Here is an 18,589-nt window from a genome sequence, read left to right as displayed (position 1 = left end):
TCGCGAAGCGTGGTCCGGGTAGTTTCTGCTTTTTTATTTGAATCACCCTTGACATAATAGAGCCACTCTCTTTTCAATCACCTATATGCTTCGGCAATCCATTGCCTCTTGGTGCGATATCTAAACTAAGTATTTTCCTGCATGGTTTTCCACGTGTTGGCCATATGACAAAATAAATCGGCGGTTTTTTCTGCGTCATAAATGGCTGAATGAGCTTCTTGAGTGTTAAAAGGAATTCCTGCTGCCTGTGCCGCTTTGGCTAATACAGTTTGCCCATAAATAAATCCCCCTAATGTTGCTGTATCAAAGCAGGTAAACGCGTGAAATGGGGATTTGATCCCGGTTCTTTTTATGGCTTCTTTGATAAATAATAAATCAAACCATGCATTATGGCCGACTAAAACAGCGCGCTGGCATTGAGTTTTTTTTAGTGCAGTAAAAATGGGATGAAACAAATTTTCTAAAGCATTTTTTTCATCTAAAGCAAAACGCAGTGGCTGGTAAGGGTCAATCTGATTGAATTCTAGAGATTTTTGATCCAGCTCAGCCCCAGAAAAGGGCAAAATATGTTCAAAATAACTTTCACCACGGCAAAGATTACCTTGTTCATCCATAAAAATTAATACAATACACATTTCTAACAATGCATTTTTATAAGGATCTATGCCTGCAGTTTCTACATCAACAACTACAGGTAAAAAACCGCGAAATCGTTCTTTTAAATTCATGTAAAGTAAATTATCGTTTGGACTCATGAACGCTCCATTGAATGATTTCACCTGCAGCGATTGGAACAACTTGATTGGAACCTAATGGCAGATAGTCAGGTATCGTTTGTGGGGATTTAATTAATTCAATGTGTTGCTGATTGATGGGTAGTTGATAGAATTCCGCACCAAAACGACTGATAAAAGGGTTGAGTTGTTTTAATTGATTTAATTGATCAAATACTTGTGTATATAAAGCGAGAGCGAATGGTGCAGAATAAATTCCTGCGCAGCCACAGGCACTTTCTTTTGTACTTATGGTATGAGGCGCGCTATCTGTTCCGGCAAAAAACTTTGGATTACCGCTGCAAACAGCATTTTGTAATGCTTTTTGATCCTTCTCATGCTTTAAAATAGGCAGACAATAATAATGAGGTCTCAGCCCGCCAACGAGTAATTTATTTCGATTATACAATAAATGATGCGGGGTAATCGTTGCAGCAACCGTTGCAGGGGCTTTTGTAACATATTCTACTGCAGATTGAGTCGATATATGTTCAAGGACTATTCTTAGCTTGGGAAAATTTTTAACGATTGGTTTTAAATACTCATCAATAAATAAAGACTCGCGTTCAAAAATATCACTATGAGTCACTTCCCCATGAATTTGGAGTACTAGGTTATTGTTTTGTAATACTTCAAAAAGAGGATAAAGATCTTTTAGTGATTTTGCACCTGCTTCAGAGTTGGTTGTTGCGCCGGCTGGATAAAGTTTTGCGCCAAGAATATAAGAAGTATTTGCTGCATGATGTAATTCTTCGGCGTTTACGGAATCATTTAGGTAAAAAGTCATATAAGGTTCAAAAGTATTATCTTTAGGTAGAGCAGTTAGAATCCTATTTCTGTATTCATTAATGGATGCCAGCGTTGTTAGCGCTGGTTTAAGATTCGGCATAACTAACGCACGAGCAAAATGTTGTGCGCTGTCTGCTACCGTATGGTGTAACATCTCATTATCCCTAAGATGGACATGCCAATCATCAGGGCGATTAATCATTAGCGTTTGCATAATAAAGATTCCTGCATTTTTGCCGATAACTAAGAATAACATGAAATAAGCCGCAGGAATGAATAAAAGATGGCATTTGTGGATCACAAAGGACAATTTATAGCATGTATTGCTTTGAGTGCAGTACTTACAATGGACATGGGATACACAATGACCCAAGTTCATTTTGCAAATCCATTAGGGGCAAAGGGGTGGCGCGTGAGCCGCCACCCAATTCGCTGTGGACTATCACTTACTATCCCTAACTATGGCATTGCATATTTTGAACAGTATGCAGCAAAACCACCTCATTTTATTTTACGTACATGGGATGAGGTACAGAGATTTTTACCTGCAAAAATCATTGTAAAAACTCCCATCTGGAAAGCAGAAAAACCTCCTATTCTAGTGGGGCAATTCATAGTTAAGCCGGGGGAGTATGGTGTTTTTCTAAGACGAGATGGTGCTTTAAAATTACTTACTTTTCTATCTCAAGGCTATGAACCAAATTTTACTTATCGTGCGGAAACAGGATTTAACACAATGGTCTCATTGTCACCAGTTGGTTTTCAAAAGCCTTATTCACGCTATCAAGAATGTATTGGTAATTTATTGCCATTTGGCTATGAACAAGTTAGAGAAAGCATATTTCATTATAAAGAAGATGGCAGAGAGCTGTCTGATGAAGATAAAGAACAATTACGTCGTATTGCTCGATATGTGAATGCAGATGCTCAAATAAAAGAAATACGAGTAGTTGGTTATGCTGATGCAAATGGCCGCAAGGGTTATAATAATGCGATATCTGAAGAAAGAGCACGAATCGTTCAAAAATATTTACTAAAACTTGGCATACCTAAAGAACAACTCTCTGTGACCTGGGTCGGTGAGCTCTATCCTATTGCGAGAAACGATACGGATGCAGGCCGGGCTGCAAATCGAAGAGTAGTGATTACATTAATAAAAAGATAAGGTCGATTGAGCCTAATTAAATTAATGGAGGCGTTCGTAACTAAAAAGAGTTGCAAGTTTTAAAAGATAATTTATATTATTTTTCTAGAATGTTTTATTGCTAGTTCTAAAAGAGTAGTGTACACAAATCGTTTCCATCTATATCAAAAGAACTACCACCCTGCCCAAAAAAAATATCCTCTGCGTTAAAAAAGCATATCTATTTGAAAAATATTATTTTTTTTTAATAAAATTTCTTGACTTATTCCATTCCGCTGCTAATACTCACACTGTTGCATGCATCGACCTGAAGCGACGAAGGCATGCTAATGACAACTCCTAGTAGAGAGTTATCAATCAAAGAGGAACTAATAATAATTTATGCGGAGACATAAGCATGTTAAGTTTAAAAAAAACCACTTTAGCAATTTTAGCTTTAGGCAGTAGTGCAGTATTTGCTGGTACCATGGGTCCAGTTTGCACTCAAGGTAACGTTACTGTTCCTTGCCCAAGTACTGGATGGAATGTCGGCGGACAGGCATTGATTTTACAAACAATGACTGATAACGATGTTTCATTGAATATCGCTACTACTCCAACAGGTGTTGCTATTAACACTGAGCTGGAAGCGCAATGGAACTGGGGATTCCAGATTGAAGGTTCTTACCATTTCAATACTGGAAACGACATTACTCTAACTTGGTATCACTTGGATACAAGTTGGAACAATAATGAATTCTTCCTTGCTTTTGATCCAGACACATTAGTTGGTTTTGGTCACAAGAACAGATGGGACGCAGTGAACGGTGAGTTTGGTCAGTTTGTTGATTTCAGCGCGAACAAGAAAATCCGTTTCCATGGCGGTTTCCAATTTGCGAGCATCAAGAGAAGTGTACATGCGTTTGCATCAGACTTTGATGACGGTGTCCTTGACTACACAGTTGGATTCAATGGCGATACTCAATACAACGGATTTGGTCCACGTACTGGTATTGACATGAACTACGTATTTGGTAACGGTTTTGGAATTTATGCTAAAGCAGCTGCTGCAGTATTAGTTGGTTCGCAAAAGCATGGTTACAATGTTGACTTCGTTGATCCAGATGGTTCTGTTCCTTTACTTCCTTCTGTATTCACAGTTAATGTTAGTGGAACCAGAACAGCGATTGTTCCAGAATTAGAAGCTAAGTTAGGTGCTAGCTATACTTATGCAATGGCGCAAGGCGATTTAACTCTGGATGCTGGATACATGTGGTTTGACTACATCCATGCGTTAAATACAACTGTATTGCCAGTAACTGCAACTGACTTCGCTGCTGCTGGTCCTTACTTCGGCCTGAAGTATGTAGGAAATGTTTAATTTCTTAATTGATTAAGATCTTATGAAAGCCCGTCATTCATGATGGGCTTTTTTTTTCTAATGGAGTATTCATGTTTAAAAAAGCAACTATAGCTGTATTGGGATTGGCAGCAAGTATCGCTTCTGCCGGAAGTATGGGGCCAGTTTGTACCCCTGGTAATGTCACAGTTCCATGTGCGACAAATCTCTGGGACTTTGGTGCGCAAGCACTTTATTTAAGATCTATTTATGGTGCTGGAAAAGCATTTCAAGCTGGCACATTGCCTTTAAATAAAGAGTTAAAAAATGATTGGAATTGGGGGTATTTTTTAGAAGGCTCTTACCATTTCAAAACGGGAAATGATATTACTATCAACTGGATGCACTTCAGTACATCAGCAGGACCAACAGAGCTTTTCGGGGTTTTAAACATCCCGTCAGCAGGGGTTCCAGTAATACCAGTTCCATTTGAATCCATTAATCGAAATAGAATCGACCAGGTTAATGTAGTTATGGGACAATATGCTGATTTCAGCATAAGAAAAAAAATGCGTTTCTATGCCGGTTTGCAATATGCAAATATACAATCAACCGGTAATAATTTTTATATAACACAAATAATTCCCGCACTTGCAAGCAATCCGTTTAGCAAATTTGACAATACTAATTATAAAGGTATTGGACCTGTAGTTGGAATTAATTATGCATACAATATTACAGACTCACTAAGCGTTACTGCAAATGGTGGGGGCTCTATTCTCTATGGGACAAATCGCTATCATGCTGGCTTTGTCTTCTCTCCTCTGCACGCTATTGTTGAGCAAGTATCCTTGCGTAAAAATGGTATTGTTCCAAGCCTGGAAGCAAAACTTGGTGTAAATTATGCTCATGCTACTCCTATAGGTCTTGCTAATATCCAAGCAGGTTATCAAGTAGTCAATTATTTTAATGTATTGCAAGAGCAAACACTTCCCAATTTATTTGGTCCTGTTCGAGCAGTTGATTATGGAGTTTATGGACCATACTTTGGCCTGAAGTTAATCGGTAACGCATAATCAAATCATCATACTCTCTATTCATTAAGCCCGTACTTTGTTACGGGCTTCTTTTATACAAATAAAAGTTACAAAATTTAAGCAGATTTGCAAAAAAGAGGCTAGCAACTCCTTGTTTACCAAGCTATAATTTTCTCCCATTCCGATGTGGAAGTAAAAATAATGAACAGGAGTACCGCATATGCAGTATAAAAAAATAATATTGGCTCTAGTCTGTTTGTCATCGCCACTCTATGCGGAACATGATCAACAGTTGCAACTTCAAATAGCACGTCTACAAAAACAAGCACAGCAATTACAAGCTCAATTAGACTCTTTACAAAAGGAAATGGTCTCTCACAAAGCGAAACCATCGAGCAAATCGAGCAAAAAAGAATCAAAAAAGCAAGAGCCAAAAGCTCATGCGAAACATGGAAAAAAACATGAACATGAACAAATTATGCAAGACAACATGGTCAAATATCACTCATCAACATTGTCGGTGCATACACCCGAAGAACATCCAGAATCAGTAGGATTTTATCCAACTGCTTTAGTTGCTGAAGGGCGGGTTGTTACCTACATTGCAGGAACACCAGTGGTTGCTTCTCCATATTTGGGGGATAGGCCTGCGTTTGATGGATCAGATTATATTGTTAATATCTCGAGTATCAATCGCGACATCCGTTTGCTGCAACAACGCCGAAGATTATATAGAGCATATCGGAATATGGGTTACCCCATTCCTGAAAGACCAATCATTGCAATTAGTGGTAAATCCGAGCCTGTAGGCATGCTCAATAGTGATTATGTTGGGGGTACAAATGTTGATTTAACCCTAGGCTCAAGTGAGCTAAATGTTGCTGCTGCGTTGAACCAAAACGTTGAGGCTTATATAGCAATCGCATATGATGCAAGCCCTCCGGAGGTAGGTCCAAGAATTAATAATTCGGCATTTAACCTCAATATGGGCTTTGTGAATATTGGTAATCTGGATAAAACACCATTTTATTTTACTGCTGGCCAGGTATATGTGCCTTTTGGTCGTTATTCCAGTTCTATGATCAGTTCGCCATTAACTTTAGATATGTCTCGCACTAAAACAAGGCCTTTTATAATAGGTTATAAGTCTCAAGAAGATACAGGACCATTTGTTTCAACATATATTTATCGAAGTGATACCACACTGGGGAGAGCTGGGGTTGGCGGTGTGAATGGAGGCTATGTCTTTGCGTTTGACAAAATGAGTGGTGAAATAGGCGCAAGTTATATCAGTTCAATTAATGATGCAGCTGGAATGCAAAATACTGCTGCGAATCCTGGAACTTTTGGTGGTTTTGGCTCCTTACTCAATGGAAGTGAGCTAGTGCGTAAAACGGAAGCTATAGATGTACACGGTAATATGGCTTACGATCGATTTAACTTTGCTGCTGAATGGGTCGGAACTATTGATGCATTTAGAACTCAGGATTTGAGTTTCAATGGTCATGGCGCAAAACCACAAGCATTACAGACAGAAATTGATATGACATTTAGGGCATTCAATAGACCTGCATCTATTGGTGTTGGCTACCAAAGGACTCGAGAAGCACTCGCACTAAATTTGCCAGAACATCGATTTATTGGGGTATTTAATATTTCTATTTGGAAAGATACTGTAGAAAGTATTGAATACCGACATGAAATTGATTACAGCGCCAATGATATTGCCAATGGTGCCGCACCTCCTGGTCTTGTAAATGCACCGACAATAGGAACTGGAGGCACAGCAGATACAGTTTCAGCACAAATTGGCGTTTATTTCTAAAAGCTATCTCTAATATGAAGCAGCCCGGGGGATGTGAACACATTGCCTGGGTTAGCCTGGAAAAAAACCATTATACAAGAGCTTTATTAATTATCATGTAATTGTTCATCTAATAAATGGCTCAAACTGTGCTATCTTTTATCATATAACGTATTTGCATAAAGGAAAGGAGCATGTGTAAATCTTACAGCATGCCAAAGTCCATATTCACACCTTCTGGTCGAAACATATTTTTATCTCAGCTGGGTGTGTTCCTTATTTTTTTAATCATTTATACCTCTTCTTATGCAGCAAAAGTTATTGAGCTTAAAATAAAAGGGGCAATCGGACCTGCCACAGCAGACTACATTATTCGTAATATTGATAATGCGCAAAATGTAGACTTAATCTTGATCACTCTTGATACGCCAGGTGGGCTTGATGAAGCAACACGCATAATTATTCAAAAATTTTTATCATCTAATGTTCCCATAGTGACTTATGTCAGTCCAAATGGTGCACGTGCTGCTAGTGCGGGAACTTACCTGCTCTATGCCAGTACCTTGGCAGCAATGGCTCCAGGAACTCAATTAGGAGCAGCAAGTCCGGTTAATGTCGCTTTGACTGGTTTTGCTGATGAAACCAAATCAAATAAGCAGACAACTATGGAGAAAAAAATTACTAATGATGCGGTGGCAACCTTGAGATCATTGGCACAATTGAGAGGACGCAATCCAGATTTTGCGCAAAAAGCAGTTTTGAGCGCCGAGACTTTAACTTCCACAGAGGCCTTAAAGGAAGGAGTTATTAACTATGTTGCTCGGGATGTGGACGACTTACTTTCTCAGTTGGATGGTGTAGCGGTAATGCAAAACAATCAAAAAATAATACTCAATACCAGTAATGCGCACATTGAGACAATCGAGCCTGACTGGCGTACACGATTTTTATCAGTAATTACTAATCCAACGGTTGCTTATCTTCTTCTTTTACTAGGGATATATGGTATTTTCTTCGAACTGGTCAACCCAGGTAATATATTACCCGGAGTGGTCGGCGCCATATCAATGTGTATTGCGCTCTATGCACTGCAATTATTACCAATTAGTTATGCAGGGTTTTTTCTTATTATATTGGGAATAGGGTTTATTATTGCAGAGGCATTTGTACCTGCGTACGGTTCTTTAGGTATCGGGGGCACAATAGCATTTATCATCGGATCCATTATGTTAATTGATAGCGACAATCAGACATATCAAATCGCATGGTCGGCAATCGGAGCAATGGCCTTAGTGAATATTATTTTCTTTGTGATCATACTTGGGATGGCGCTAAAAGCGAGACGACAAAGTGTGAAACATGGTTTAATTGTTTTGATAGGGGTCAAAGGCCATACGCTTGGTGACATTAATCCTGAGGGGCAGGCATTTATTCGTGGCGAGATTTGGAGTGTGCACTCGAAAAAGTTTATTGCAGCAAGCAAGCCAATAAAAGTAATCGGAGCCTCAGGGTTCGTGTTAGAAATCGAAGAAGATTTAGGTAATCAAGGAGGATAAAATGGGACCTTTTTTCACAGTGATAATCATAGCAATCATATTGCTTTTGATAGCGGCAATTAAAGTGTTTAGAGAGTATGAGCGCGGTGTAGTATTCATGTTAGGGCGCTTCTGGAAAGTTAAAGGACCTGGATTGGTGCTTATTATTCCAGTGATCCAACAAGTAGTGCGAGTGGATTTACGAACTGTAGTTATGGATGTACCAAGTCAAGATATAATATCTAAAGATAACGTTTCAGTAAGGGTAAATGCAGTTTTATATTTTCGTGTAGTGGTACCAGAAAATGCAATTATTCAAGTAGAAAATTACTATGAAGCTACCAGTCAATTAGCACAAACAACACTCCGCTCTGTATTAGGACAACATGAGTTGGATGAAATGCTTTCTGAGCGTGAACAATTAAACGCCGACGTACAAAAAATATTAGATTCACAAACAGATAGCTGGGGAATAAAAGTGTCTAATGTTGAAATTAAGCATGTGGATTTAGATGAAAGCATGATCCGTGCGATTGCGAGGCAAGCAGAAGCAGAACGCGAACGACGTGCTAAAGTAATTCATGCTGAAGGGGAGTTGCAAGCATCAGCAAAATTATTGCAAGCGTCACAAGTACTGGCACAACAACCGCAGGCAATGCAATTACGTTATTTGCAGACATTAGCTGCTATAGCAAGCAATAATAACTCCACCATTGTTTTTCCAATGCCAATGGAGCTGGGTGAAATTTTGTCAAATATAGCTGCAAAGAAAAAATAGTCTAAATCATAGCGGTAACCTGGGATCAGTGAAGCAATGATCCTGGGTTTCAATTTCTAATTCATAGAAGATGCATTGTATTTCGTGTATTTTTTATTTCTTAACCTTTTGAATAAGATAATAAAAATAATATTTTCTTCCCCAAAACCTGTCTCTTCGAGTATTTTTCACAATATAACGAAGCACAGGATTTTTAAACCTAATTTTCCACCATGGAAGAAATATTAATCCTAAAACAGCAGAAATCTCTTGAAGTTTGTAAAAGTCATCCCCTGCGAAATACAAGGCTTGTTTATAGAAAGTTTCTTCATTTACAATTAACCGTTGATAGAGAGAGGCTTGAACCCACTTAGTAATATTTACCTTTTGAATTATTTTTAATTTATCACCCTTCTTAATAAATCGTTCTAATTTGTTTGATTGATCTTTATTTCTAAAATAATGATCAGCATAACAAAAAAATCCACCTAAAGAGAGGACGCGCTCAACCTCAGAAAAAAAGTCCTCAATTCTGGGATAAAGATGAGAACTTTCAAGATTGATAACAATATCAAAGCATTCATTGTCTAAGGGTAAATTTTCTGCATCAGACTGAATGTAATTCACTTCGTCTTGTTTGTAGAAATGACGATTGGAATTTATTACTAATCGAGTAACCAAATCGATACCTAAGGCATAGTCAGTTTTTAGTAACTCCGAACTTGCTTTAAGACCAAGACCATTACCACTACCTATCTCAAGCAATCGCTTATTAAAAAACTGAGTTTTTATTAATGGTCTTATCAGTGTATAAAGAAGTAATTGCGAATAAATATCTTGCACCTCAGAGACCGCGGAAAAATCAAAATTTAATTGCTTATACTCTTCATAGATCTTTTTATTCCATAATCCTGCATTCAAAAATATTTTATTATGATGCCATTGGCCTAAGGTATTATAACTATCTTGAATAAGTTTTTTAATTAATTTGATTTCTGAACGGTCTAGGTAGTGACGTTTCATTACAAAATCAATTTGTTTGGCAGCATGACTGTAACTTTTGCGGTCTTCATCCATTTGGCTAACAAGTACTTATGCAATTCATATAATTAAGTATAAACGATTTTATTAACGAAAGTGTTAAGTATTTAACCCGCAGAAATTATGTATCATTTAGAGGAATATCAATTCAATCTTTCGTTTGTCTGACTTTTATGATAGAACAGTCATTTTGAAAAAACTCATGAGGTTTTTATTGTGTCGATTAAATCAGATAGATGGATAGAAAAAATGGCGCTTGAACATGGAATGATATCTCCATTTCAACCCGGGCAAGTGCGTGAAAATGAAAATGGAAGGATTATTTCATACGGTGTATCCAGCTATGGGTATGATGTTCGTTGTGCGAATGAATTTAAAATTTTCACTAACATTAATTCTGCTATTGTGGATCCTAAAGCTTTTGATGAAAACAGCTTTGTTGATGTGCAATCAGACGTGTGCATTATTCCTCCCAATTCTTTTGCATTGGCAAGAACAGTAGAGTATTTTCGTATTCCACGTAATATCCTGACTATTTGTCTTGGTAAATCGACTTATGCACGTTGCGGCATTATTGTTAATGTGACTCCTTTGGAGCCCGAGTGGGAAGGTCATGTAACTTTAGAGTTTTCGAATACGACTACATTGCCTGCCAAAATTTATGCGCATGAAGGCGTTGCCCAGATGCTATTTTTAGAGTCCACTGAAATTTGTGCCGTTTCATATCGAGATCGCAATGGAAAATATCAGGGACAAACAGGTGTGACTTTACCTCGTACTTGATTTGGATAATAAAAAAAATTATTCCTTGAAAGCAAATGAAGCCTAGGTTTTTGCATGAAACTCCTGAGTGCAATAATGAAGCACCCAGGGACCCCTTATTCTTCATCTGGTAATTTATATTTATCACGTGATGCATCGACGCGCTCACGTAATTCTTTTCCTGGTTTAAAATGAGGGCTGTATTTAGCCTTTGTCACAACTTTTTCACCAGTTTTGGGATTATGAGCGTTGCGGGGAGGCCTATAATGGAGAGAAAAGCTGCCGAATCCCCGAATTTCTATCCGTTGATTTTTAATAAGTGCTTCACTCATTAACTCCAATATTCTATTTATGCCATCAGCCACTTGCTTCTCAGTAAGATGCGTCATTCGAGCAGCGATGTGTTCAATGAGCTCCGATTTGATCATACCCACCTCGTGTTGTCGCGTGTTTCAAAGTCTGCTACCAATACAGATTAGGTGCTGACAATTGTCCTTGTTTTATAAGTATAGACTGGGAAAAAAATTATTCAATATTTTCAAGACAGTTAGTCGAAAGTTGTTTTCGCGTATGGATGTAAGCAAACACAACGCCCCAACTCATTTCAACTTTGGTGCATGTTGTCAGAGTAAAATGAGTACTGGATAATGTTTTACTGGTTGTAATTACTGTGTTGATATGTGGTAAATGATCCAGCTTAGCACATAATTTTTCCCATGTTGCACCGAAAAAGGCAGTGGAATTTATAAAAACAAGCGTTGCGTCATCTAAATTCACCTCGAGAAAATCCCCTAAAATAAACCGAATTTTTTTTGCTTGTTCGGCATAGTTTTTCATAGAGGCCAATTGATCAAGTCGTTTGCATGAATCGAGGTAGAGTTCGGGAAATAATTCGATGCCAATACTTTTGTCTACGGGGTACACCATACTGCAGGCTAGCACCGCTTTACCTGTTCCCGAACCCAAGTCATAGAAAACTGTGTTTTCATTCGGGTTCGTTAGAGATAAAAGTGCAATAAATGATAAAAATTCGATTTCTCCATAAGCATATTCCATTGCATCATGTTCGTGGCGTGCATTTTGAGACAGCATAAAGCCATTAGCATCGGTGTAAATTAGGTGGAAAACGTGAGCATGTTCTTGCAAATTTAATGATTTTTGCCATTGAGCCACGTTGATTTGTTTTCTTTTGCATTTTAAATGAAGAAATAAAGCTAAGAGCACAAGGAGCAAACAAATAAGATAAGATATCAAGTGGCTCAAGAGTTAGTCCTTAATTTATATGCAACTGATTTAGTAGTAATCACCATTTTACCTTCTTGGTATATTGAGAAGCTACTCATTTAAAAATTAGGAGCGGTTTGTAGTAACTCTTTAGGCGAGCTCAATCATTTTCTTGGTAATGCATCATAAATAGTTCCTTAAATTGTAAGTTCGCTATAAACTTCATGTAATTATCAAGTATAAAAAATATAAGCATTGTCTTATTGTGGCTTAATTGGGTAAAATCATTGCATTTAGTATAGAATTATAATGTTAAGTGCTATTTTATGACTATAATTGGTTTGTAAAATGAGGTTAACTGTAAATTTATATATTATGCGATTGCTAGTTAATATTTCCTTAATTTTGATTCATTAGAATGAAGTTATATTGAGGTTGGGAGAGCATCATGGCGGGTTTTTTTAGTAATAGAGCTTTTGTACAGCAAGAACCTAGACCACGTGCAGAATATAGTTTTATCAATGTCGGTAATGAACAATTTCATGCCGCTGCTGTGGCTTTGATTGATTCCCTGCAAAGTAGTAACCAGCGAGGCAATGATGCAACGTTGAAAAAAATTTTAGAACGTTTTTATCAGCACTTCCCCAAATATATAAGCAACCAACCGTATTTAACACTTCCTGAGCGTATGGGCATGTTACTTAATAGTTCTCGTAAGTCAGAGTTAGTGGCGTGCATGGCTTATGTATTACGCCAACTGACAGTGGATGAATTATATACCCATCCTTTAAAGTATATTGAGGTATTTGATGGGTTGAGTGCGGAAACACCCAAAAGTTATTTACGCGATCCTGAGGTCAAGTTACCACCAAATGCTTTAAATGCCTTGGCTCATGCATTAGGAATTACTGTTACTCTCTCTTTTAAAGAGCTCGGCAAGGAGTTGAGAAAAAGAGAAATATATGAGGGAGAAGAATAATGACTGGGATTAAATTAGAGATTCAAGTTCAAGGGGGTAAGTATTTTCCTGCTGTAAAGCGCAAAGAAGATTTTACCTATGTTGGTAAATTAGCTCTTCCTGAACTTACACCTGTCGAAAATAAAAACGAACAAGAGCAAACCCTAAGTGGTATTATTAATATGATTGCGGAACATAAGAAACATCGTTCGCAATCTCACGACCAATGGCGTAAGACTGTTTTAAGCATGGTTGCAGCTGGTGAATTAACTCGTGAACAACTCATGGCGCTCTACATTAAATTTTTACCTGTTCAATTGAAGAATGCCATATCTGTATCTGACTTGACCCAAACACGACAAAATTCTGCTATTGCTGGAGAGCCACAAAAACAAGAAAAATATACAATTGATCGTTTGGCTGACTCTATTGCGGCTTGGATTGTCACAGGGCAAGTTGAACCTGATGTCTTGTTTGATCAATTAGAAAAAGAAAACCAATCAACTATAGCATTAAGATAAAACAGGTAGTCCAATGAAGCAGAATCAATTCGGCTGATTTAGTTCTGCTTCGAATGTTCGTTTACAGAAATCCCTGTTTTTTCATCCATTCATCATTAGCAAATTTAGACATATAATTGCGAATGGAATCAGGTAGAATGACCAGGCATTTTTGGCCTTTAGCTAAGGATTTTGCGGCATGCAGCGCAGCCCACATTGCAGCTCCTGAAGAGCCTCCTACTAATAAACCTTCTTCACGAATTAAATCCCTTGCAGTTCGAAATGAATCCAGATCATTCGTTTTAATGTACTGATCAATTAAATTATTATCTAAAACTTCTGGAAAGAAATCATAGCCTATTCCTTCTACTGCATAGGGTTTAATTTCGGTTCCACCACCAAGAATGGAGCCTTCGGGGTCAACGCCAATTATTTTAATTTGCGGATTATATTCCTTAAGCCGTTTGGCAACCCCTGTAATTGTCCCTCCAGTTCCTACACCGGCAACAACCATATGCAAGTCTTTACCAAAATCATCAATAATTTCTTGAGCAGTGCCGTGGTAATGGGCATTTGGATTATTGGGGTTAGCATATTGATCAAGAATATAGGAATTAGGAATTTCTGCATTCAGCTTTTTAGCCAAAGAAATGTGGCTTTCAGGATCATCATAAGCTGCTTCTGAGGGGGTTCGATAAATCTTTGCTCCTAACCGTTCGAGCACCGATTGTTTTTCTTGGCTCATTTTTTCAGGCATGGTAATGATTACTTTGTAGCCTAATACAGCACCTGCTAGTGCAATACCTATTCCCGTATTTCCAGAGGTAGGCTCAATCAGTGTATCGCCAGGCCTAATATGGCCATCGCGTTCTGCATTAACTACCATTTCATACCCAATGCGATCTTTAACAGAACCGCCTGGATTAAAAAACTCACATTTTACATACAGCTCACAATCAAGATTATGGCTGAGACGATTAATTTTTACTACAGGAGTTTGTCCTATGGTAGCAAGGATATTGGGATAAATCATAATAAGTCCTTTATTAGAGAGTTAGATTTTATTATATGGTTTTTTAGGTGAAAAAAAAATTCTTGTTGAATTTGGGTGGTGATTTTAAATTTTTTAATTTATATTAATCTTTTGAATTAACGAAGCAGGGAGCTAAATATGATAAAACTACAATCAATTAAGTTAGGTTTTGGTATTGCTTTATCTTTAGGATTGTGTGCATGCATGGACATGCAACGTTCAGAACAAATGCATATGCATGACCAGGGCTATGAGAAAATGAATACACAAGCCCAACAACAAACAACAAATAAACCTAAAGCGCAAAAAACTTATGCTTCAAAAGATCCTGCTCAACGATCAACTCCAGGACCTAAACGAAATGCTGCGCCACAAATTCCAGTAATAGAATAATTCTTAGTATCTGAATTGGCTTTCCTGCTGTAAATGTGGGAAAGCAATATCGTCGCTTTTTCATATACTAATGATTCGTCTTTGAGGCTAGTTTTTTATCAAGAATCATTATGCAATTATATGAAGTATTTATTAATACTTCAGGTGAGTTTAGGAGTTGGGGTTGGACTCCAGTACTCAACCCCATATGCTACAGAATTACCAGGGAGTAAAACTTTCTGTTTCATCTTCTTTGGCTTTACGAGCCTCTTCCATTTCTATTTTTATTTGCATTAAATCCAGCCCGTCCTTAATCATTTCATTTTCCACAAATTGTCTGGATGCGCGATCCCCAAAAAAACTCATTTTTTTCTTACCTGCCTTTTCGATGCATTGATGAGATGTTTTTGCGTTTTTATGACCTTCGGAATTTTGTGTTAAATGAATAATTCTTTTTTGCTTCATACTAGAACCTTATTTTCTTATAAACTTTTTTAAGAAGTTCGTCCTTGCATTACTTTTATCAAAAGCAAAAATCCATTTTTGCTCCCAAATGACTTAAATTGATTCAATTTGGTATGTTCTCTCTATGCAAGAGAGCATACTTTCAAATGAACAAGCCAACTATGCAATAGAACAGCATAGTTTTTCAAGAGATTTTCCTATTGAATCACTGCGGACCAATCATTTTTTCTGGTCTTACCAGTTCTGCAAAGCGCTCTGCTGTTAAGATGCCAAGTTTGACTGCGGCCTCCTGCAAGGAAGAGTTGTCTTGGTGAGCTGTTTTAGCAATTTTAGCTGCCTTATCATAGCCTATATGTTGATTGAGTGCGGTGACCAGCATTAAGGAGTGATGTAGATAGTGGTCAATAACCTTGTGATTGGCATCGATCCCTTCTGCACAAAATTCCTGGAATGAACGGCAGGTGTCTGTCAGCAAGTTAAGCGAATGAAGTACATTAAAGATAATCACGGGTTTAAACACATTCAGCTCAAAATTACCTTGGCTGTCGGCTATCCCTACAGTTGCATCATTCCCCAGAACCTGAGCACAAACCATAGTCATAGCTTCGCATTGAGTTGGATTGACTTTTCCAGGCATAATGGAAGATCCAGGTTCATTTTCTGGAATGATTAATTCACCAATGCCACAGCGTGGACCCGAAGCTAACCATCGAATATCATTCGCAATTTTCATTAAGGCACACGCCAGCGCTTTCATGGCACTGTGGGCATTAACTAAAGCCTCATGGGAGGCTAGTGCTGCAAATTTATTATTTGCAGTAACAAACGGCAATTGAGTTATATGGGCAATGTGCTCTGCTACTTTAGTTGCAAATTGGGGATGAGTATTTAACCCGGTTCCTACAGCAGTTCCTCCAGCTGCCAACTCGTATAATTCAGGTAGTGCATTCTCGAGTCGACGGACACAGGCATCAAGCTGGGCAACATAGCCAGAAAATTCCTGACCTAATGTGAGTGGTACAGCATCTTGTAAATGAGTTCGTCCTATTTTAACTATATCTTTGAATGCCGCCATTTTAACAGCCAGGGCAGCGCGTAAGTTTTTTACGGCAGGGATTAGTTTATTATTGAAGGCAATAGCTGCTGCAATATGCATAGCAGTTGGGAATGTATCATTCGAAGACTGGGACATATTCACATGATCATTAGGATGAACAGGCGATTTACTACCCATAGTTCCACCTGCTAGCTCAATAGCACGATTTGAAATGACTTCATTGGCATTCATATTGGATTGAGTACCGCTTCCAGTTTGCCATACATGCAAAGGAAAATGATCGTCCAACATCCCTTTACTGACTTCGTCAGCTGCTTGAATAATTAAATCAGCCTTATCCTTCGGCAATTTACCCAAGTCCAGGTTTGTTAAGGCTGCAGCTTTTTTTAAAATGCCAAAAGCGTGAGTGACTTCACGTGGCATAATGTCTTTGCCTATATTAAAGTGATGTAACGACCGTTCGGTCTGTGCACCCCAATACCTATCCGCAGGAACAGAGATTTCACCCATGCTGTCAGATTCAATACGTGTTTTGCTCATTATTTTTAATTTCCTTACAGTGTTTAGTGAAATAAAAAATTCTACCACATAGGGTAAAAATAAGTAATTTTTGTTATAGTATTGGGCAAGGACAAAGATGTGATTGGATGAAGCTTTGCTGCATTCAGCTAGGTTGCGCTACTATTGGTTAAGGAATAAGTTTGGGAACTATTTTCTTAATGTAGTGAGACTACGTTACAGGTCAAAAATACATGAGAGCGGTACGCATTTATCAATCTGGAAACTACCATACAGGTCAACTTTTAGAATTATCTCCAGAAGCGAGTCAGCATGTTGGTGTTGTTTTGCGCATGCAGGTTGGCGAGCATATTACTTTATTTTGTGGGGATGATCGGGAGTTTGATGCAACAATAGAAGCCGTGAAGAAAAAACAGGTTACTGTAGTCATAGGTTCAATAAAAGATGTGAGTCGTGAGTCGTCTTTAGCTATTCACTTGGCACAAGCTATTTCCAAGGGAGAACGAATGGAGCTTGTAATGCAAAAGGCTGTTGAGCTCGGAGTAGCCAGCATTACCCCCATTATTACAGAGCGTTGTGTTGTCAAGTTAGATAAGGAGCGAATGACAAAAAAACTTCTTCAATGGCAGGCAATTGTCATTGCAGCGTGTGAACAATCGGGTCGTAATACAGTCCCCATAGTACATCCTTCTGTTACGCTAGAGCATTATGTCGGTGAGGCTCAAGCTCAATTAAAATTGATTTTGCATCCAGGTGAGGATAAAAACTGGAAAGATTATCCGATCGGCCCTTCTGCAATTGCTTTGCTTATTGGCCCTGAAGGAGGACTCAGTGATAATGAAGTTCAATTTGCCCGCAAGCACGGATTTCAGTCTTTATCCTTAGGTCCACGAATTTTACGCACAGAAACAGCTGCGATTGCTGCATTAAGTATGTTGCAAGCAGTGGGCGGTGATCTATAATAGAAGTTGCAGCCTGTTTCTCTTAATGCAAAAATCTAGGATAGTGGATTTGAGTGTAGATTGAATGAGCAGTCTTTTGGCTCGAGTAAAATGATGTCTGGGTTATCAGAGGATTTTTCATTCAAGCTATGTCAAATGTGAGTATTCCTTGATGCAAAGTGAATGTTTGGCAATTAACTAATTTTAAATAACCGAGGTTGATACATGAGTGATCTTATTAAAACGATAACAGATGCAAGCTTTGAACAGGATGTAATCAATGCAAATAAGCCCGTATTAGTTGACTTTTGGGCTGAATGGTGTGGTCCATGTCGCGCATTGACGCCTATATTGGAAGAAGTAGCTGCTACTCATGGTGAGCAAGTAACTTTTGCAAAAATTAATATCGATGAGCATCCACAAGCCCCTGCAAAGTTTGGTGTGATGAGTATTCCTACATTGATTTTATTTAAAAACGGCCAAGTCGAGGCGGTTAAAATGGGTTTGCTTTCAAAATCTCAATTAAGTGCTTTTGTTGAGAGTCACGTTTAATTTTTTAT

Annotated in this window: 20 protein-coding genes; 12 read left to right on the top strand and 8 right to left on the bottom strand. The window is 38.2% G+C overall.

Features of this window, described 5'->3' with window-relative positions:
• Nucleotides 1-125: 125 nt before the first annotated feature.
• Together rnt and pyrC are read right to left on the bottom strand one after the other, a co-directional pair.
• Nucleotides 126-755 (bottom strand): ribonuclease T, encoded by a 630-nt coding sequence (gene rnt, locus Ltuc_RS01085; protein WP_058519521.1) that lies wholly within the window; start codon nt 753-755, stop codon nt 126-128.
• A complete protein-coding gene (pyrC, locus tag Ltuc_RS01080) occupies nt 739-1,776 on the bottom strand; it encodes a dihydroorotase (RefSeq protein ID WP_058519520.1) in 1,038 nt (345 codons plus the stop codon). The genes rnt and pyrC overlap by 17 nt, the downstream gene beginning before the upstream one ends.
• Before the next feature lie 69 nt (nt 1,777-1,845).
• Between pyrC and Ltuc_RS01075 the strand changes: the two genes are divergently transcribed.
• The 6 genes from Ltuc_RS01075 to Ltuc_RS01050 all read left to right on the top strand — a co-directional run bounded on the left by Ltuc_RS01075 (nt 1,846) and on the right by Ltuc_RS01050 (nt 9,178).
• Complete coding sequence (locus Ltuc_RS01075) at nt 1,846-2,727, top strand: flagellar protein MotY (RefSeq protein ID WP_058519519.1); 882 nt, start codon at nt 1,846-1,848, stop codon at nt 2,725-2,727.
• A gap of 376 nt (nt 2,728-3,103) precedes the next feature.
• Nucleotides 3,104-4,066, top strand: a complete 963-nt coding sequence (locus Ltuc_RS01070; protein WP_058519518.1) for an Lpg1974 family pore-forming outer membrane protein — start codon at nt 3,104-3,106, stop codon at nt 4,064-4,066.
• Between the two features lie 71 nt (nt 4,067-4,137).
• Nucleotides 4,138-5,100 carry an Lpg1974 family pore-forming outer membrane protein gene (locus Ltuc_RS01065; protein WP_058519517.1) on the top strand — a complete coding sequence of 321 codons (963 nt, stop codon included), beginning with the start codon at nt 4,138-4,140 and terminating at the stop codon, nt 5,098-5,100.
• 181 nt (nt 5,101-5,281) lie between these two features.
• Nucleotides 5,282-6,886 carry an LbtU family siderophore porin gene (locus tag Ltuc_RS01060; RefSeq protein ID WP_058519516.1) on the top strand — a complete coding sequence of 535 codons (1,605 nt, stop codon included), beginning with the start codon at nt 5,282-5,284 and terminating at the stop codon, nt 6,884-6,886.
• A 191-nt stretch (nt 6,887-7,077) separates the two neighbouring features.
• Entirely contained in the window at nt 7,078-8,421 is a 1,344-nt protein-coding gene (locus Ltuc_RS01055; protein ID WP_238584123.1) for an NfeD family protein, read from the top strand.
• Nucleotide 8,422: 1 nt separating this feature from the next.
• Nucleotides 8,423-9,178, top strand: a complete 756-nt coding sequence (locus Ltuc_RS01050; RefSeq protein ID WP_058519515.1) for a slipin family protein — start codon at nt 8,423-8,425, stop codon at nt 9,176-9,178.
• Nucleotides 9,179-9,271: 93 nt separating this feature from the next.
• Here the strand turns inward: Ltuc_RS01050 and Ltuc_RS01045 are convergent, their stop codons facing one another.
• Nucleotides 9,272-10,234 carry a class I SAM-dependent methyltransferase gene (locus tag Ltuc_RS01045; protein WP_058519514.1) on the bottom strand — a complete coding sequence of 321 codons (963 nt, stop codon included), beginning with the start codon at nt 10,232-10,234 and terminating at the stop codon, nt 9,272-9,274.
• Nucleotides 10,235-10,414: 180 nt separating this feature from the next.
• On the opposite strand from Ltuc_RS01045, the gene dcd reads away from it, so the two are divergent.
• Entirely contained in the window at nt 10,415-10,981 is a 567-nt protein-coding gene (dcd, locus tag Ltuc_RS01040; RefSeq protein ID WP_058519513.1) for a dCTP deaminase, read from the top strand.
• A gap of 95 nt (nt 10,982-11,076) precedes the next feature.
• Here the strand turns inward: dcd and Ltuc_RS01035 are convergent, their stop codons facing one another.
• Nucleotides 11,077-11,388, bottom strand: coding sequence for an integration host factor subunit beta (locus Ltuc_RS01035; protein ID WP_058459016.1), 312 nt, complete (start codon nt 11,386-11,388; stop codon nt 11,077-11,079).
• 97 nt (nt 11,389-11,485) lie between these two features.
• The gene (locus Ltuc_RS01030; RefSeq protein ID WP_058519512.1) at nt 11,486-12,223 is read right to left on the bottom strand and encodes a class I SAM-dependent methyltransferase; all 738 of its coding nucleotides are present in this window, start codon (nt 12,221-12,223) and stop codon (nt 11,486-11,488) included.
• A 409-nt stretch (nt 12,224-12,632) separates the two neighbouring features.
• Here Ltuc_RS01030 and Ltuc_RS01025 point away from each other — a divergent pair, with 409 nt between their 5' ends.
• Both Ltuc_RS01025 and Ltuc_RS01020 read left to right on the top strand, forming a co-directional pair.
• Complete coding sequence (locus Ltuc_RS01025; RefSeq protein ID WP_058519511.1) at nt 12,633-13,163, top strand: hypothetical protein; 531 nt, start codon at nt 12,633-12,635, stop codon at nt 13,161-13,163.
• Nucleotides 13,163-13,663, top strand: a complete 501-nt coding sequence (locus Ltuc_RS01020; protein ID WP_058519510.1) for a hypothetical protein — start codon at nt 13,163-13,165, stop codon at nt 13,661-13,663. The genes Ltuc_RS01025 and Ltuc_RS01020 overlap by 1 nt, the downstream gene beginning before the upstream one ends.
• 61 nt (nt 13,664-13,724) lie before the next feature.
• Here the strand turns inward: Ltuc_RS01020 and Ltuc_RS01015 are convergent, their stop codons facing one another.
• Nucleotides 13,725-14,675 (bottom strand): pyridoxal-phosphate dependent enzyme, encoded by a 951-nt coding sequence (locus Ltuc_RS01015; protein ID WP_058519509.1) that lies wholly within the window; start codon nt 14,673-14,675, stop codon nt 13,725-13,727.
• 138 nt (nt 14,676-14,813) lie between these two features.
• Here Ltuc_RS01015 and Ltuc_RS01010 point away from each other — a divergent pair, with 138 nt between their 5' ends.
• A complete protein-coding gene (locus Ltuc_RS01010) occupies nt 14,814-15,068 on the top strand; it encodes a hypothetical protein (protein ID WP_058519508.1) in 255 nt (84 codons plus the stop codon).
• Between the two features lie 198 nt (nt 15,069-15,266).
• Here Ltuc_RS01010 and Ltuc_RS01005 read toward each other — a convergent pair whose 3' ends face one another.
• Nucleotides 15,267-15,512 carry a hypothetical protein gene (locus Ltuc_RS01005; RefSeq protein WP_058519507.1) on the bottom strand — a complete coding sequence of 82 codons (246 nt, stop codon included), beginning with the start codon at nt 15,510-15,512 and terminating at the stop codon, nt 15,267-15,269.
• A 205-nt stretch (nt 15,513-15,717) separates the two neighbouring features.
• Complete coding sequence (gene fumC / locus Ltuc_RS01000) at nt 15,718-17,109, bottom strand: class II fumarate hydratase (RefSeq protein ID WP_058519506.1); 1,392 nt, start codon at nt 17,107-17,109, stop codon at nt 15,718-15,720.
• 212 nt (nt 17,110-17,321) lie between these two features.
• Here fumC and Ltuc_RS00995 point away from each other — a divergent pair, with 212 nt between their 5' ends.
• On the top strand, nt 17,322-18,050 hold the full coding sequence (locus Ltuc_RS00995) for a 16S rRNA (uracil(1498)-N(3))-methyltransferase (RefSeq protein WP_058519505.1): 729 nt from the start codon (nt 17,322-17,324) through the stop codon (nt 18,048-18,050).
• Nucleotides 18,051-18,254: 204 nt separating this feature from the next.
• Nucleotides 18,255-18,581 (top strand): thioredoxin, encoded by a 327-nt coding sequence (trxA, locus tag Ltuc_RS00990; RefSeq protein ID WP_058459007.1) that lies wholly within the window; start codon nt 18,255-18,257, stop codon nt 18,579-18,581.
• Nucleotides 18,582-18,589: the final 8 nt, after the last annotated feature.

Origin of the sequence: Legionella tucsonensis (genome assembly GCF_001468035.1) — a bacterium.
Lineage (GTDB): Bacteria > Pseudomonadota > Gammaproteobacteria > Legionellales > Legionellaceae > Legionella > Legionella tucsonensis.
The sequence above is the reverse complement of the archived record's forward strand: the minus strand, read 5'-3'. Positions and strand labels throughout refer to the sequence as shown.